Annotated in this window: 12 protein-coding genes; 5 read left to right on the top strand and 7 right to left on the bottom strand. The window is 71.2% G+C overall.

All coding sequences use genetic code 11. The features are described from left to right. Nucleotides 1-146: 146 nt before the first annotated feature. On the top strand, nucleotides 147-1,298 hold the full coding sequence (locus tag D7X99_RS44525) for a site-2 protease family protein (protein WP_121779828.1): 1,152 nt from the start codon (nucleotides 147-149) through the stop codon (nucleotides 1,296-1,298). Between the two features lie 43 nt (nucleotides 1,299-1,341). On the opposite strand, the gene D7X99_RS24125 is transcribed toward D7X99_RS44525, so the two are convergent. After that, complete coding sequence (locus tag D7X99_RS24125) at nucleotides 1,342-2,838, bottom strand: ricin-type beta-trefoil lectin domain protein (RefSeq protein ID WP_121779829.1); 1,497 nt, start codon at nucleotides 2,836-2,838, stop codon at nucleotides 1,342-1,344. Nucleotides 2,839-3,034: 196 nt separating this feature from the next. Here D7X99_RS24125 and D7X99_RS24130 point away from each other — a divergent pair, with 196 nt between their 5' ends. Next, a complete protein-coding gene (locus D7X99_RS24130; protein WP_121779830.1) occupies nucleotides 3,035-3,502 on the top strand; it encodes a hypothetical protein in 468 nt (155 codons plus the stop codon). Between the two features lie 6 nt (nucleotides 3,503-3,508). Here the strand turns inward: D7X99_RS24130 and D7X99_RS24135 are convergent, their stop codons facing one another. Both D7X99_RS24135 and D7X99_RS24140 read right to left on the bottom strand, forming a co-directional pair. Further along, nucleotides 3,509-4,888, bottom strand: a complete 1,380-nt coding sequence (locus D7X99_RS24135) for a hypothetical protein (RefSeq protein ID WP_121779831.1) — start codon at nucleotides 4,886-4,888, stop codon at nucleotides 3,509-3,511. An 89-nt stretch (nucleotides 4,889-4,977) separates the two neighbouring features. Beyond that, a complete protein-coding gene (locus tag D7X99_RS24140) occupies nucleotides 4,978-5,370 on the bottom strand; it encodes a hypothetical protein (protein ID WP_121779832.1) in 393 nt (130 codons plus the stop codon). 455 nt (nucleotides 5,371-5,825) lie between these two features. Here D7X99_RS24140 and D7X99_RS24145 point away from each other — a divergent pair, with 455 nt between their 5' ends. The 3 genes from D7X99_RS24145 (at nucleotide 5,826) to D7X99_RS24155 (ending at nucleotide 9,146) form a co-directional block, all read left to right on the top strand. Next, the gene (locus D7X99_RS24145; protein WP_121779833.1) at nucleotides 5,826-6,821 is read left to right on the top strand and encodes a class I SAM-dependent methyltransferase; all 996 of its coding nucleotides are present in this window, start codon (nucleotides 5,826-5,828) and stop codon (nucleotides 6,819-6,821) included. A 94-nt stretch (nucleotides 6,822-6,915) separates the two neighbouring features. After that, nucleotides 6,916-7,719: a hypothetical protein gene (locus D7X99_RS24150; protein WP_121779834.1), complete on the top strand. Its 804-nt coding sequence runs from the start codon at nucleotides 6,916-6,918 to the stop codon at nucleotides 7,717-7,719. Nucleotides 7,720-7,763: 44 nt separating this feature from the next. After that, a complete protein-coding gene (locus D7X99_RS24155; protein WP_121779835.1) occupies nucleotides 7,764-9,146 on the top strand; it encodes a wax ester/triacylglycerol synthase family O-acyltransferase in 1,383 nt (460 codons plus the stop codon). Between the two features lie 3 nt (nucleotides 9,147-9,149). Here D7X99_RS24155 and D7X99_RS24160 read toward each other — a convergent pair whose 3' ends face one another. The 4 genes from D7X99_RS24160 to D7X99_RS24175 all read right to left on the bottom strand — a co-directional run. Further along, complete coding sequence (locus D7X99_RS24160) at nucleotides 9,150-10,487, bottom strand: FAD-binding oxidoreductase (RefSeq protein WP_121779836.1); 1,338 nt, start codon at nucleotides 10,485-10,487, stop codon at nucleotides 9,150-9,152. A 181-nt stretch (nucleotides 10,488-10,668) separates the two neighbouring features. Next, a complete protein-coding gene (locus D7X99_RS24165; RefSeq protein WP_121779837.1) occupies nucleotides 10,669-12,060 on the bottom strand; it encodes a sigma-54 dependent transcriptional regulator in 1,392 nt (463 codons plus the stop codon). Further along, nucleotides 12,057-13,598 carry an ATP-binding protein gene (locus D7X99_RS24170; protein WP_121779838.1) on the bottom strand — a complete coding sequence of 514 codons (1,542 nt, stop codon included), beginning with the start codon at nucleotides 13,596-13,598 and terminating at the stop codon, nucleotides 12,057-12,059. The genes D7X99_RS24165 and D7X99_RS24170 overlap by 4 nt, the downstream gene beginning before the upstream one ends. Nucleotides 13,599-13,614: 16 nt before the next feature. Next, a partial coding sequence (locus D7X99_RS24175) for a HEAT repeat domain-containing protein (protein ID WP_368667786.1) occupies nucleotides 13,615-15,394 on the bottom strand: 1,780 nt, incomplete at its 5' end.

Raw genomic sequence — 15,394 nt, forward strand, 5'->3', positions numbered from 1 at the left:
TTGAAAGTCGCTGGCAGCGCTTCCCTTGCTCCTGGAGGGGTGGGCGAACGGCCGGGCCCGGTGTGCATGGGACGGGGACGGGACGGAAGTTCAGGATTTCCGACACGGCGTCTTCCAGTGGGGAGGCGGGCACAGGGAGGCTGGCGATGCGTGCGAGGCCGGGAGCACTGCAGGTGGGCTCATTCCGGGGCGTCCCCATCCGGGTCCATGTCTCCCTGTTGGTGGCGTTGCCGCTCCTGGCGCTGTCGTTCGGCGGGGCGCTCCAGCGGGCGGCGGAGACAGCGGACGTACCCCCGGGCGCGCTGGGCGGGCACCCGTGGGCGTGGGGGCTGGCGGTGGCGGTGGGGCTGTTCGTGTCGGTGCTGCTGCACGAGATGGCGCACACCTTCTATGCGCTGCGGCATGGCGGCGAGGTGCGCGGCATCACGCTGATGATTGTCGGCGGCGTGTCAGAGCTGGCGGAGGTGCCCAAGCGTCCCCGGGACGAGGCGTTGATGGCGCTGGTGGGCCCGCTGACGAGCCTGGGGCTGGCGGCGTTCCTGGGCGTGCTGACGTGGTTGGTGCATGGCCTGGGGATGTTCCAGGTGCAGTTCGCGCTCTTCACGCTGGCGATGCTCAACGCGGTGCTGGGAGGCTTCAACCTGTTGCCGGCGTTCCCCATGGACGGAGGCCGCATCGTGCGCGCGGCGCTGACGCCCCGGCTGGGAATGGTGCGGGCGACGAAGGTGGCCGCGGGGCTGGGGCGGGTGTTCGCGGTGCTGTTCGGCGTGTGGGGGCTGGTGACGCTGAACCCGTTCACGCTGGTGGTGGCGTTCTTCGTGCTGATGGGAGCGGAGGGGGAGTCGCGGCAGGTGCGGATGAAGGCGCTGCTGGAGCGCGTGAATGTGGAGGCGCTGATGACGCCGCGGATGGTGGGCGTGGACCTGGACCTGTCGATGCAGGACGCGCACTGGGCGCTGCGGCACGAGCACGTGAGCATGTTGCCGGTGACGAGCGCGGGGCGGCCGGTGGGGCGGGTGACGTGGGCGGCGGTGCAGGCGGTGCCGGAGGCGCAGCGCGGAAGCTACGTGGTGCGCGACGCGATGGAGGACGGGGTGGTGGCGGACCTGCGCGAGGACGGGTGGACGGCGCTGCGCAGGATGGCGGAGGCGCGCGTGCCCATGGCAGCGGTGGTGGATGAGGACGGGCTGCTCGCGGGGACGTTGGACTGGAATGACATCCAGCGGGGGCTGGCGCGGGCAGAGGAGGCGGAGCGCAACCGGTCTCGGACGGGGTGGCCGCGCGAGCGGACGGCGTAGGGCTCGCGTCCGGGATGGGACGCGAGCCTTCAGCCGGAACGTTCTAGAAGAAGTAGCTCCAGGTCTGCGCGGCGGTGCCGTTGCAGGCGTAGAGCTGCTGATTGGTCCCCGGCGCGGACGCGCCGCCGATGGAGTCCAGGCAGAGGCCGGAGACGGGGTTCTTCAGCGCGCCCCGCAGATGCCACCGCTGGCTGGTGGTGCCCGAGCACGTGTAGAGCACCGCGGACGAGCCCGCGGTCGTTCCCGCCCCATAGACGTCGATGCACTTGCTGGCGAGGCCGCGGATGGCGCCACCCGTCTGCAGCGACCACAGCTGTGACGCGCTGCTGTTGCAGCCCCAGAGCTGAAGGGCGGTGTTGTCCGCCGTGTTGCCGCTGCGCACGTCCAGGCACAGGCCGTTGACGTTCTTGATCTCCCCGTTGGTGGTCAGCGTCCACTGCTGGCCCACCGCGCTGGGATTGCAGTCCGCCATCACCACGGTCGTGCCGGAGGTGGTGGCGTTGCTGACCGTGCCCAGGCACTTGCCGTTGTTGCCGGAGATGACGGCCTTGTCGAAGATCCAGGTCTGGCCGCCCGCCCCGCTGCTGCACGTGTAGATTTGAATCTGCGAGCCGCTGGTGGTGGAGCCGTTGCGCACGTCGAGGCAGCGGTTCGCCGCGTTGAGCTTGATGCTGTTGTTGCTCTGCCGCGTCCAGGCCTGGGTGGGCTGGCTGGGGTCGCACCGGTTCAGCTTCGTCAGGGTCCAGTCGGCGGTGCTGCCGTACTCGGTGTCCAGGCAGTTGCCGGCGCCGCCCACGAGGGTGCCGGGCCTGCCACCATACACCTGACGCACGCCTTCGACGTCCAGCACGGACAGCTCACCGAAGTGCTTCCAGTGGTCGCCGTAGCAGTAGTTCATGATGGACAGCGTGTCGTAGGCGGTGACCTTCGAATCTCCCGTGGGGGTGAACCACGGCGACGACTCGGTGCAGGTGGGCTCCACGGTGCTCCTCTCGGAGCGGTCCTGCTCGTGGGCGAAGCCCAGCATGTGGCCGAACTCGTGAACCGCGTGGGCCTTGGTGCACGTCTCGCGGTTCACGTAGTAGCCGCTCGAGTTCTTCAGGCCGCAGACGGTGTTGGCCCACACGTCGTACGTAAGGTTCAGGGTCATCCCGTTGTAGACGCCCCCCAATCCCTTGCCGAGCCAGTTGGTGATGGGATTGGCGTCCGCGATGCGGATCCGCACGTCGCTATACGCGCTCGTGCATGCGCCCCAGCCGGTGAAGGCCAGATTGGCCACGCGCGCCCACTGGCCTTCCACGGCCTGCCGGGTCCAGTACCGGCCCATGTCGTCGGTCGGATCGCCATACGTGGGGTTCTCCCAGCAGACGGAGAAGGTCCGCTTGGGCCAGATGGTCGACGAGGCCAGGTACAGCTCTGCCTTGCTCGTGCCCAGTTGGGGCGCCACCGCTTCCACTTCTCCGGAAACTTCGTCCGCCGCTCCGCCACACCCCAGACCCATGGCCAGGCAGGACACGACCCACACCTGCTTCAACGACATGACTTCCCCCTCGTAACCCGCCGCCCGGTGAGGGCGGACGGGGAGGGCAGTCGTGTAACACTTCGAGTGCAGTGTCAGAAGTATTTTACAGTTTGCCGGGAATGACAGAATGCGTCAGCGCTGTGGGAAGGAGGGCTCCGGGTGAATCCGTCCGTCCCCGGCACGTCTGGGTGGGTGTCTCCCACAAGGAAGCCCCATGAAGAGCCTGCTGGTTGGAATGATGTTGGCGTCGACGCTGGGTGCCGGTCCCTCGAAGACGGTGGAGCTGGTGGGCACGGTGCACAGCGAGGACATCGGCAACCAGAGCTCCCGCCGGGCCACGTGGCTGCCCACGCAGCCCAAGCGCATCGAGCAGTTCGAGTTCCACCTGAAGCGCCCCATGAAGGCCGTGCAGCTGGAGTACCAGTGCCACCTCCAGGACACCGGTGATTCGGGGTGGCTGCCCGAGGGCACGCCCTGCGGAACACAGGGCGAGTCACGGCGGCTGGAGGCCTTCGGCATCCGGCTGCGCGGCGAGGGGGCGCACCTGTACACCGTGCGCTACTGGTGCAAGGTGGAGGGACTGGAGCGTCCCATGGGCCCGCTCACGGACGGCGCGATGTGCGGCACCACCGGCGAGGGCCGCAAGCTGTTGGGCATGCAGGTGGAGCTGGTGCGCAAGTAGCCGCGTTCAGTTCTTCTCCGGCAGCGACCAGTTCATCTGGAAGCGGTGCGCGCCGTTGGGGCCACTGTCCAGCCAGCCGGTGATGCTGTCGCTCTTCGCGAGCAGGGGGCCCAGCTCCGTGCTCGCGCCGAAGAACGCGGCAAGGCGCTCGTCGCCCATCACGTCCATCAGCGACACCTGGGACAAGCCTCGCGCCACCTTCTTCGGATCCAACGTGAACTCCACCGCGCGCTTCAGCGGCCCGCCCTTCTCCGGCAGTGACGCGAGCATCGTCTGCGTCACCGTGGAGTCGTTGCCGAACACCAGTTGCTTGCCCTTGAGCCGCACGTAGACGCTGCCGCCCTTGGCCTCCATCGCGTAGCCATCCTCCAGCGTCTTGGCGCCTGGGAACTTCGCCAGCGGGGCCAGCGCCGCCTTCACCGCCGCCGCGTCCGTCACCTCCGCCGCCAGCGCCTGCTTCGCCGCGAAGAAGCGCACCTCTGGCTTGCGCAGCGAACCACGCACCGCCACCGAGTCCACGCCGAACAACACCTGCCCCGTCAGCTGCTTCGCCAGCGCGTCCGTCACCGCCTTCACGTCCTCCGCCGGGCACGCGGGACACACTGTCCGCACCGCGCTCGCCACGGACTCCACCGCCTGCGCCACGCCCGTCGGCGCCACCTGCGCCCTGGCGAAGAGCAGGCCCGTGGGGGACATGGCGCCGTAGGGACTCGTGCCCTTGGCCTGGAAGGGCGGCAGCGGCAGCTTCGTCGTCGTGCCCTCCACCTTCAGCCCCGTCGCCGTGCCGTCCAACGCCAACACGCCGTCCTTCGTGGACAGGTACAGCACGCCCGGCACCGTGGCCATGCGCGCGTCCGCGGCCGCCGCCTTGAGCGCCACCAGCTTCGCGGCCTCCTTGCGGAGCGCGTCGTCCGAATCCGTGCTCAGGAAGGCGCAGGCCTCCTGGCCCTTGATGACGTAGCCGCCGAAGCCACCCGAGGCGCTCGGCGCGCGGAGCGTCGTCACGCCCTTCACCGTGCCCGCCTTCACGTCGCCGTTGCGCGCGAGCACGTTCGCCGTTGCTTCCTGGAACACCTTCACGTCCTTCACCCGCGTGCACGCGATGCGGCCGTCCTGCCGCATGGACACCGTCAGCGGCCCCGTCACGTCGATGCCCTGCGCCTCCATCACCTCCGGCTTCCCGAGGTCGAGCTGCAGGATGGGGTGCAGCTCTCCGCGCCAGGCCTCCGGGTTCAGCAGCTGCGAGTACGCCCCGGCCCGCGTCAGGAACGCGTTCAACCCCTGGAGCTGATCCAGCTGCGGGGCGTGGAGGACCGTGACCGTGGAGGCGGCGACGCGAGGCGCGGGTGCGGCCGCCAGCGTGGCGGCAAGTGCGAGGGCGAGCATGCCCCCACCTGAAAGCGACCCACGGCCCCTGTCAAGGCACTCCCACCCGGGACGCCCATCACCAACGTCCGCGCGGCGCCCCGCTGGCCCTACGCCGGCAGCCGCCCCGTGTTGGCCCAGTCAATCATCCGCTCCGCCAGCTCCTCCGCGCTGCGGCGCAGGTAGGCCAGCTGCAACACCTCGTCGTCCGTGCACGCCAGCGCCATGCGCACCCGCACGCCGTCCACGAAGCGCAGCACCTGCCCGATGCTCAGCGACGCCCGGTCCTCCAGCGCCCCCGCGAACCCCGCCACCTCCGCCTCCGCCGCGCAGCCCTCCGCCAGCAGCGCCGCCACCCACACGGACCGCGCCACCCGGTGCTCGCGCGCCCGCGTGTCCTGGAGCTGAAGACGCCACGGCTGCGCCTCCCAGTGCGCCGCGCCCTCGACGTTCTCCACCAGCTCCCGCCCGCCCTGCGTCCGCGATTCCATCGCTCGCATCATCCGTGCCCCCTCTTCCATCAAGACCTGGGTCCATCCACGGGCGTGACCGGCAGCCTTCCTCCCGTCCACGAGCAGGGCTCGCGAATGAGCGGCTTTCCGGAAAAGACGCACTCCACCTGTTTTCTTGCCCGCCCGGAGGGATGCGTGGACTGTCATTCGCGGACGCTCCCGTGCAGGTGGGAAAGCCTCTCGCCGGCGCCGTCTCCAACCCGCCGGCGAGAGGTCACCGGGGCGACCGGTGCCTTCCTGCTTTGAGGGATTGTCGCGAAGCGGCGCGAGTGGATTCTCGGACCCCGGTGCGAGGCGGGATGTTCACGTGGGGACAGTGAGCGGCCCTCGGGACGTATTGGGTCGGAGCCCGTCTCTCACGCATCGTTCGCAGTCCGGTTCCGGGGGACGGGGTGGTCGACCGCGTCTTTGTCGGGACCGTCACGGCCTTCCGGGGGGAAGCCACCATGTCGAACCTGCTCGACCTGCCGCGTCAGGCATTGATGGACCTGCGCTCGCGCCTCAGCCATCTGCCGCTCGTGTCCCACTTGCACAGACGGCACGCGCCCAACAGCCTGTCCCTGTCCAGTCCGGCGCCGCAGGACTCGGTGCTGGCGGATCCACAACGCGTGGAGATGTGGCGCCGCGCGGTGGAGCGCTACGTGCGCCCCAACCAGGTGGTGGTGGACGTGAAGGCCGGCACCGGCCTGCGCACCTTCCTCGCCGCGCACCAGAACCCGCGCAAGCTGTACGCGGTGGATGACTCGCGTCTGTTGGACACCACGCAATGGGTGGCCCGCCGCAACGGCCTGGACCGCATCGCCTTCGTGCGCGAGCCCACCTGGCACTTCCAGCCGCAGGAGAAGGCGGACGTGCTGCTGCATGAGCTGCTGGGAGATGCGCTGCTCGATGCGGGGCTCGTGCCCCGGATGCTGGACTTGCGCTCGCGCCTGCTCAAGCCCGGCGGCCGCATCCTCCCCAACCGCTTCGAGGTCTACGTGGAGCCCGTGCAGTTGCGCGAGGAGGCGTGCGTCCCGTTCATCTGGACGCAGCACCTGCCCCACGTGGACTTCCGCTGCCTCCAGTCGCTGCGCGAGGCGATGAGCCCGTCGTACTTCACGCGGCTGGTGCGCTCGTACGAGGTGGACCACCTGCTGTGCGAGCCGGAGCCCGCGTTCGGGTTCGACCTGGAGACGATGCGCGCGGAGGGGCTGCCCTCGCGCGTGCGCATCCAGCGGCCGGTGGAGGAGGACGGGCGGGTGGACGGCTTCTGCCTCTTCTACAAGGTCGCCTTCGACGCGGAGCTGGCCTTCGACGTGTCGCCCATGCGCGAGCGCAACACCACGGCGATGACGCTCCTGCGCGTGGAGCCTCGCGAGTTCAACCGCTACGACACGCTGGACTTCGAGCTGGAGTTGCCCAATCCGTCCGACCCGCGCACCTGGCGGTGGCAGTTCACCTGACGGCGGTGCCGGAGCCCGGAGTGATGCCCGGTGGACAGCCTGCCTGCCTCCGGGTGTCGCCGGAGGTGGGCGCACTGCCTAGCTTGCATGGCGCATGAGACCGTTCCGACTCCTCGTCCTGCTCCTCGTCTCCGCCGCCGCGCTGCCCGCGGCGGCCCAGGCCCCCCGCACCGTGGCGGGCGTGTGTGGCCGCACCAACTGGGTCTGTGTCGCGGAGTGCATTGACGCGGAGTGCGTCGACAAGTGCATGCGCGAGGGCTGCGAGGACGCGCTCAAGCGGCTGAAGGCCTGCACCAGCAAGGCGGCCTGCGCGCCGGATGACACGGCGTGCGCGGCGAAGTCGTGTGGCCTCACCTGCGAGAAGTCCTTCGAGCCCGCGCCCAAGAGCCCGGAGAAGCTGGTGGCGAACCCGTGCGAGGGCGACAAGGCACCCAAGGGCACGGCGGTCCCCAAGGAGCTGGTGGGCACGTGGGTGCTGTCCGCGGCGAGCATCCCGGACACGGACCAGGGAAAGGAGGAGCGCATCGACGTGCAGCCCCGGTCCGACTACGCGCGGGCGTTGCAGATCACGCCGAGCGGATGCTTCGTGATGCGGACGAAGCTGGATGACGCGACGCTCGGGCGCGGCAGCACGCTGGATGTTCGCGCGTGGGGCCGGCTGGAGGTGAAGGACAAGAAGCACCTGGCGCTGCGCACGCAGGACGGTCAGGCGGTGGGCCCGGTGTGCGGCAAGGAGCGCGTGGTGCCCTTGTCCAAGGGGAAGTTCAAGGGCGGGGACTTCACGTACGCCATTGAAGAGAAGGACTCGCTCGTGCTCACGGTGCCGGGCGCCACCCGGCAGACGTTCCAGTTCGAACGGGAGAAGCAGGAAGCGCCGGAGCCGCACCCCAAGCCTTGAGGAGGACCTTGCCCCCACCGGGGTGCACGGGTGAGAAGGACGCCATGGCAGGCCGCGAGCGGATGGCGAGCATGGACGCGGCGTGGCTCCAGATGGAGGAGCCCGCGAACCTGATGATGATCACCGCGGTGCTGTGGTTCGACGGCGCCGTGGACCTGGAGCGCCTGCGCGCGGTGGTGCGCGAGCGGCTGGTGGAGCGCTATCCGCGCTTCCGTCAGCGGGTGGTGCCCGGGCCGCTGGGCGCGCCGCACTGGGAGGATGCGCCGGACTTCGAACTGGAGGAGCACCTGTCCACGCTGCGCGTGCCGGAGTCGGCGGGACGCGCGGGGCTGGAGGCGCTCGTCGGGGACTGGCTGGGTGTGCCTCTGGAGCGCTCCCGTCCGCTGTGGCACTTCCACCTGGTGCGCGGTGCGCCGGGCGGGGATGTGCTGCTCGCGCGGCTGCACCACTGCATCGCGGATGGCATCGCGCTCGCGCGGGTGTTGCTGTCCCTCACGGATCCGGTGGACGCAGCCGCCGTGCCGGAAACCTGGGATGAAAGCCAGGAAGCGGTCACGCCTTCCGAACCGGAGCGGCGGCCAGGCGCTCCTGGCTGGCTGCGTTTCGCCCGGGGCGCCCGCTCCGCGCTGCGCAAGGGCGCGGAGATGGTGCGTGAGCCCATCCTCGCGGGCGACCTTGTTCGCGAAGGCGCGAAGGGCGCGGCGGCATTGGGGAAGCTGCTGGTGCTGCCTCCGGATCCACGCTCTCCCTTGCGCGGACCGCTGGGCCCCCGGAAGGTCGCCGCGTGGTCGGAGCCCATTGAGTTGGAGCGGGTGAAGGCCGTGGGCCGGACCCTGGGCGGCACGGTGAACGACGTGCTGCTCACGGCGGTGACGGGCGCGCTGCGGCGCTACCTGGCCACGCGGGACGCTCCGCTGGAGGACGTGCACGCGCTGGTGCCGGTGAACCTGCGGCCCATGGATGTGCCGGTGCCTCGCGAGCTGGGCAACCGCTTCGGCGTGGTGTTCCTGCGGCTTCCCATCCACCTGGCGGAGCCGCGCCGCCGCTTGCGCGAAGTGGCGAAGCGGATGGAGCACCTCAAGCGCTCGCCGGAGGCCGTGGTGACGTCCGGCGTGCTGGAGTTGCTGGGCCGCACGCCCGCGGCGCTGGAGCGCGCCGTCGTGGACGTGATGGGCGCCAAGGCGTCGCTCGTCGCCACCAACGTGCCCGGGCCGCGCCAGCCGGTGTCGCTCGCGGGCAGCCGGCTCAAGGGACTCACGTTCTGGGTCCCCCAGGCCGGCCACGTGGGCCTGGGGGTCAGCCTCTTCAGCTACTCGGGACAGGTGACCGTGGGCGTGGCCTCGGATGCGTCACGCGTGCCCGACCCGGGGGCCCTCGTCGCCGCGTTCCAGGAGGAGCTGGACGCGCTGGCGACGCTGGCCCCCTGAGCGCTATTTCGCGAAGAGCTTGTGCGGGTCGTACTTGCCGCGCACTTCCTTGAGCTTCGCGCGGATGGCGTCCGGCCAGGCGCTGTCGAAGTGCTCCGCGGAGTGGACCTTGCCCATGAAGTTGATGGTCATCTCCGGCGACAGCCACGGCTTCAGCTCCGCGCGCAGGCCCTCCGTGGCGCCGGGCAGCACTGTCTCGAACAGCGGCGGGTGCATGCCCACCAGGCCGACGACGAAGTTGCCGCCGCGGCCGCCCACCGCCGAGCCGCCCGCCACGTCCTTCTGGCAGGCGCCGCCCAGGTGCCGCAGCTCCAGCAGGAAGTACGGCGTCTGCACGCCCGCGCCCACGTGGCGCAGCAGCGTGGTGGCCAGGTCCTGGTCCACGTGGGTCAGCATCATTCCGTGGGTCCAGACGGGGCTGGGCTTGTCCGGATCATTGTGGATGCGCGCGATCTGCGTCACGGGCAGCTCGCCCAGCATGTCCATGTAGAGGGGCGCCAGCGCGCGCAGGGGCGCCGCCAGCTTCGCGCCCTCTTCCGTGGAGCCCGGGAAGGCGAAGCGCAGGTTGATCACCGTGCGCCCCTGCAGCGGGGGCGGGATGAAGTCGAACGGCGGGAAGCGCATGACGGCGATGCTCGTGGACACGCGCGCGTCCGCCTCCGACGTCCACTTCACCCAGCCGCGCAGCACGGCCTCGATGTGCTCCTCCGCGAAGAAGAGGCTGCCCGCGTAGAGCGAGCGCATCTCCACCAGTTGGAGCTTCACCTCCGTCACGATGCCGAAGCCGCCCTTGCCGCCGCGCAGGCCCCAGAACAGGTCCGGGTGGTGCTCCGCGCTCGCCTCCACCGTCTCCCCGTCACTGGTGACGAGCGTGTAGCCGACGACGTAGTCGGAGCTGACGCCATGGCTGCGCACCAGCGGCCCCAGGCCACCGCCGAGCAGGTAGCCCACCACGCCCACGTTCGTGGACGAGCCGGCGATGGGCGTCAGGCCGTGCTTCGCCGCCTCTTCGATGACCGGCTCCCAGCGCGCGCCCGCGCCAATGGTGGCGATGCGCGTCGCGGGGTCGATGCTCACGTGGTTCAGCGCCTTCGTGGAGAGGAGCACGCCAGAGGTGACGGGCGCGTACGTGCCGTGCCCCGTGGCCTGCACGGAGACGGGCAGCTGGTTCTCCCGGGCGAAGCGGATGGCCTCCGCCACGTCCTTCGTGGACTTCACCGCCACCACGTACTGCGGCGAGTGCGTGACGAGGACGTTGAAGCCGGCGCTCTCCGGGGCATAGCCCGCGTCGTTGGGGGTGTAGACGGGACCGCTCACGCGGGCGGCGAGGGACTGGGTCATGGGGCGTTGCTCCTTCGTGTCAGCCAGCCCTTGCGGGCCGGGAGGGGGACTCGGGTGCGCTGCGGTGCCGCGTCCAGGGCGTTCGAGCGCGAAGCAGCATAAACCTGGAAGTCAGGTCCGTACACGGAAGCATTCGGTGACAACACGAACCGGGGTTCAACGGGCCGGCCTCCCGGCACCCCTACAGCAGGCCGTGCTCCTCCAGCTTGTTGTAGAGCGTGCGCCGGCTCACCCCGAGCAGCCGAGCCGCCAGCGTGCGGTTGTCACCCGAGCGCTTCAGCGCATCCCCCAGCGCTTCCTTCTCCACGTCCTTGCGACGTGACTCCAGCGTGACGGAGTCGGACGGCGACGGAGGCAGCGGCGCGGCGACGGGCGGTGGCGCGAGTCCTGGCTGGCGGTTGAGCTCGCGCGCCACGTCCTCGCTGGTGAGCATGGGCCCGTCGGAGAGCACCACCAGCCGCTCCAGGAAGTTCTGCAACTGGCGCACGTTGCCGGGCCACGGCTGGGCCTGGAGCGCCCGCTGGCCGTCTTCGCTCAGGGTGAACGGAGGGCGGCCGTTGCTCTTGGCGTGCACGTCCAGGAAGTGGCGGGAGAGGGCCGCGATGTCCTCCGGCCGCTCGCGCAGCGTGGGCAACCAGAGGGGCACCACGTTGAGCCGGTAGAAGAGGTCTTCGCGGAAGGTGCCCCGGCGCACGCCGTCCTCCAGCGACTGGTGCGTGGCCGCGACGAAGCGCACGTCGACCTTCACTGTCTGCGTTCCGCCCAGCCGTTCGAACTCGCGCTCCTGGAGTACGCGCAGGAGCTTCACCTGCACTGCGGGGGACACGTCGCCAATCTCGTCGAGGAACAGCGTGCCGCCGTGCGCCAGCTCCACGCGGCCGGGCTTGCGCGTCGCCGCGCCGGTGAAGGCGCCCTTCTCGTAGCCGAACAGCTCGCTCTCCAATAGCGTGTCCGGGAGCGCCGCGCAGTGCAGCTTCACGAACGGGCCCGCGCGCCGGGGACTGTTTTCGTGCAGGGCTCGCGCGGCCAGCTCCTTGCCCGTGCCGGACTCGCCTCGGAGCAGCACCGTGGCGGTGCCCTGGGCGGCCTTCACCAGCAGGGCCTTCACGTCCTTCATCGCGCGGCTCGCGCCCATGAGCAGGCTGTCCAGTCCGTCCGGCGCCTTGCCGGTGCCGCGCGTGGGCTCCGGGTCCTGGCTCGCGTGGAGCAGGGCCTTCTTCAGCGTGAAGAGGAGCTCCTCGCGGTCGAAGGGCTTGAGCACGAAGTCCGCCGCGCCCGCCTTCATCGCCTCCACCGCGAGCGGCACCGTTCCGTGCGCGGTCATCAGCAGCACGGGCACGTCCGGCCAGCCGCGTCCCACCTCCGCGAGCAGCTCCATGCCGCTCATGCCCGGCATGCGCACGTCGCTCAGCACCACGTCGATGGGGCGGCGCGCGAGCAGGGCCAGGGCGTCCTTCGCGCTCGATGCCGGATGCGGAGTGAGGCCCGCCTGGGTGAGCAGCGCGCCCAGCACCTTGAGCAGCGCGGGATCATCGTCGACCACCAGGACGTGGCCCTTCAGTGCTTCGCTCACGCGGCTTCTCCCTCGGATGCCGGGGCCTGGGAAACGGGGGCCGCCGGCAGGCGCAGGCGGAGGATGGTGCCATGCCCCTCGCCGCTCGTCAGGGACGCAGTGCCGCCGTGCGCCTCCGCCACGCGTCGCACGAAGGCCAGCCCCAGGCCGCTGCCCGTCGCCTTGGTGGTGAAGAAGTCGTCGAAGGCCCGCTCGCGCGTGCGCGCGTCCATGCCGCTGCCGGTGTCCTGCACCTCCACCACCACCGCGCCGCCGTCCCGCAGCGTGCGCACGGTGAGGGTGCCGCCCTCGGGCATGGCCTCGTAGGCGTTGCGCACCAGGTTCTCCAGCGCGTTGGCGAGCAGGTCCTCGTCTCCCGCGCACTCGGGCAGGCCAGGGGCGAGCTCCTTCTTGAGTTCCACTGCTCCTGGCGTCGCGAAGGCCTGGAGTGACAGCACGCCCTCCACCAGCCGGTTCAAGTCCAGCGGCCGGCGCAGCGGCTCCACTCGCGCGAGGCGCTGGTACGTGCCCGCCACTCGGTCCAGGCGCTCCACCTGCTCCAACAGCAGGTCCAGGAAGTCACCGTGCGCGTCCCAGGAGTGGCCGCGCGCGTGCTCCTCTTTCAGGTACTGCGCGGCGCCCTTGAGCGCGGCGATGGGGTTCTTCAGGTCGTGCGCCATCTGCGCGGAGAAGCGCCCCAGCGTGGCCAGTTGCTCCAGGCGCTCGCGCTGGGTGACGAAGGCGGTGACACCCCGCCGCGCCGCCGCGAGCAGCGAGAACGTGATGGCGGTGGTGCCCACGACCAGCGCTCCGGATTCGGCGGCGAAGGCGCGGAAGAGCACGAGGTATGCGAGCACGCCCACCAGCGCGAGCACGACCGCGTGCATCGCCGCGTTCGTGGCGCGCGCGTCCTTGCCGAAGAGCTGGAAGCGCAAGGACGCGGTGGCCATCACCGGCAGGCCCAGCAGCGTGCCCACGTTGCCCAGCTTCGGCACGGGCAGGGCCATGTCCGCCGCCAGGTCCGTGAGCAGCAGCGCGACGAGCAGCGTCAGCCCCAGCAGCATCAGGCCCGCTCGCGCCCGTTCGTCCTGCGAACTCTCCGTGCTCGTGTGGCGCAGGTGGCGCGTGAGCAGCACGAAGCCCGTGGTGAGGATGGGGATGACGCCCAAGGCGACCGCGAGCCCGAAGCGGAAGGTGTAGATGCGCTCCTGCAGCGCGGGCACGCCCATGGCGATGATCATCGTCAGCGCGAGCGCGCCCATCACCGCGTAGGTGCCGTACAGGACCCGGGCGGAGCGGCGGCGGCGGCCCACGAACGCGAGGATGAAGTGCAACGCGCACGGCAGCGTCATCAGCGCCGCGGCGAAGCCCATCAGCCGCCAGCCGGTGTCCCCTGAACGCGCCAGCCCGAAGGCGGAGAAGTTCCAGGTCGACAGCGCGATGGACAGCAGTGACAGCGGCAGCGCGAGGGGGCTTCGTCCCACGCGGGCGAGCGCGATGCCGGCGAGCGCGAGCTGCCCCGCGCACGCCAGCAGACTGAGCCACATGGCGCCCGTCATCGCGCGCCTCCGTGGCTCAGAGCATGCCCAACCGGCGGGCGTTGGCGGGGTCGACCGCCGCGGACTCCCAGCGCCGCACCGCGGCCTCGCGCTCCGCGTCGGGAGCGTCCGCGTAGTAGCCCAGCGTGTCGTGCAGGGCGCGGCTCAGCTCCTCGATGGCGGCGAGCCGCACGTCCAGCTCACGGTGTCGCAGCGCGGCCACCAGCCAGTCCGCGCGGCGGCGGCTGCGGTTCTCCGCCCACCACGCCGACCACTGGCGCGGCTGGAGACCCAGCGTGGCGCGGGTGACTTCGCGCAGGGCCTCCGCGGCGGCCTGCGCGCACATCGCGTCGTCGCTGCCGGTGAGGTTGATGAGGCCCTCGATGGCGTCGCGGTCGTGCAGCGTGCCCAGGGCACGGGCCGCCAGCGAGCGGCGCAGCGCGTCCCGGCTGGCCAGCTCCTGGCGCAGGTCGCGCAGGGACGCGTCCAGGCGCGGCAGGTGCTTGAGCGCGGCGGCGGCGGCTCGCGCGGCGCTGGAGATGTCCGGCTCCATGTCGAACAGGCCGCGCAGCACGCCGTCCACCAGCTCCGCGTAGGGCAGGTTGCCCGCGGTGAGCAGCGCCAGGTAGCGCGTGTCCGCGTCGTTCGAGTCCAACAGCGGCGCCAGCGCGAGGGCCGCGGGACGGCCCAGGCGCGACAGGGCCGCGGGGATGGGGCCCAGCTCGTCCGCTTCCGGCAGCTCCACGACGGGCAGGCGGCTCCAGGCGGTGGGGCCGGGGAAGTGCTGCGCGAGCACCCGGGCGCTGGCTTCAGGTGAACGCGCCAGCTCCGCGATGGCGCTGGAGCGCTGGGACGCGTCCGGGCCGGTGAGCCGGCGCAGGAGCGGCGTGAAGTCCGGGGGCGGGCGCTCTTCCGGCGACAGCACGCGTGGAGGCAGGGCGGCGGCGCGGCCCAGGTTGGCCACGCCTCCACGGCCGAAGACGGGGTTCCACCCGAGCCCCGCGACCACGGCGGGCGCGGGAGCGGGCTGGACCGGGGCCGGGAAGCCGGGCACGTCCACGTCGATGGTGATGTCCTCTTCCGGCGCGCGCAGCTCGGACACGCGCTGCTTGCGGAAGAGGATGAGCTCCTGGAAGGCGGCCGGCAGGTCCTGGCAGAACAGGATGTAGTCGCTCAGCCGGCGCTGGCTCATCGGCTTCTGGCCGCAGTCGCCGTAGAGGATGGCCACGAGGCGGCCCTTCACCTCCACCGGGTACAGGAAGACGGTGCGCGGGGCCTGGCGTCCGAAGAGCTCCAGGTAGTGCCGCGTGAGCGCGTCCGGAGGCAGCGGGCCCGCGTAGCTGCCGCGCGTGACGGCGACGGTGCGGAAGACGCTGCTCGCGTCCAGGGGGATGGAGACCAGGGAGAGTGCGTTCGCGTCCAGGCCCTCACCGCGCGCGTCCCAGCCACCCGCGGCGCCACGCACGACGGCGAAGGCGGCCACGTAGTCGAACGTGCGGCGGCCGAAGCGCAGCGCCACGTCCAGCAGGCGGTCCAGGTCTCGCGTCGACTCGCGCAGCGCGGAGCGGGCCTGGGGCAGCGTCCATTCCGGCACGGCGGCATCCGGCGCGCTGGAGGCACCCGGAACGGAGGCGGGCTCCGGCGCGCGAGGACGGGTCGCGCCCTGCGTGGACGCGGGGTTGCTGAAGATGATGAACGACGGCTCGCCCCGGAGCGGCGCCGGGGGAACCGGCGGCTGGGTCGGCGTGGCGGCCTGGGCCGCGCGGGCCTGCTGCTCGGGCGAGGGCGGCCACACCGCGGGACGGGCTCCCGGGGGC

The organism is Corallococcus sp. AB032C (assembly GCF_003668935.1).
GTDB lineage: Bacteria > Myxococcota > Myxococcia > Myxococcales > Myxococcaceae > Corallococcus > Corallococcus exiguus.

Coding starts and splice junctions, on each gene's coding strand:
- D7X99_RS44525 (WP_121779828.1), top strand. CDS start 147: ATGCGTGCGAGGCCGGGAGCACTGCAGGTGGGCTCATTCCGGGGCGTC.
- D7X99_RS24125 (WP_121779829.1), bottom strand. CDS start 2,838: ATGTCGTTGAAGCAGGTGTGGGTCGTGTCCTGCCTGGCCATGGGTCTG.
- D7X99_RS24130 (WP_121779830.1), top strand. CDS start 3,035: ATGAAGAGCCTGCTGGTTGGAATGATGTTGGCGTCGACGCTGGGTGCC.
- D7X99_RS24135 (WP_121779831.1), bottom strand. CDS start 4,888: ATGCTCGCCCTCGCACTTGCCGCCACGCTGGCGGCCGCACCCGCGCCT.
- D7X99_RS24140 (WP_121779832.1), bottom strand. CDS start 5,370: ATGATGCGAGCGATGGAATCGCGGACGCAGGGCGGGCGGGAGCTGGTG.
- D7X99_RS24145 (WP_121779833.1), top strand. CDS start 5,826: ATGTCGAACCTGCTCGACCTGCCGCGTCAGGCATTGATGGACCTGCGC.
- D7X99_RS24150 (WP_121779834.1), top strand. CDS start 6,916: ATGAGACCGTTCCGACTCCTCGTCCTGCTCCTCGTCTCCGCCGCCGCG.
- D7X99_RS24155 (WP_121779835.1), top strand. CDS start 7,764: ATGGCAGGCCGCGAGCGGATGGCGAGCATGGACGCGGCGTGGCTCCAG.
- D7X99_RS24160 (WP_121779836.1), bottom strand. CDS start 10,487: ATGACCCAGTCCCTCGCCGCCCGCGTGAGCGGTCCCGTCTACACCCCC.
- D7X99_RS24170 (WP_121779838.1), bottom strand. CDS start 13,598: ATGACGGGCGCCATGTGGCTCAGTCTGCTGGCGTGCGCGGGGCAGCTC.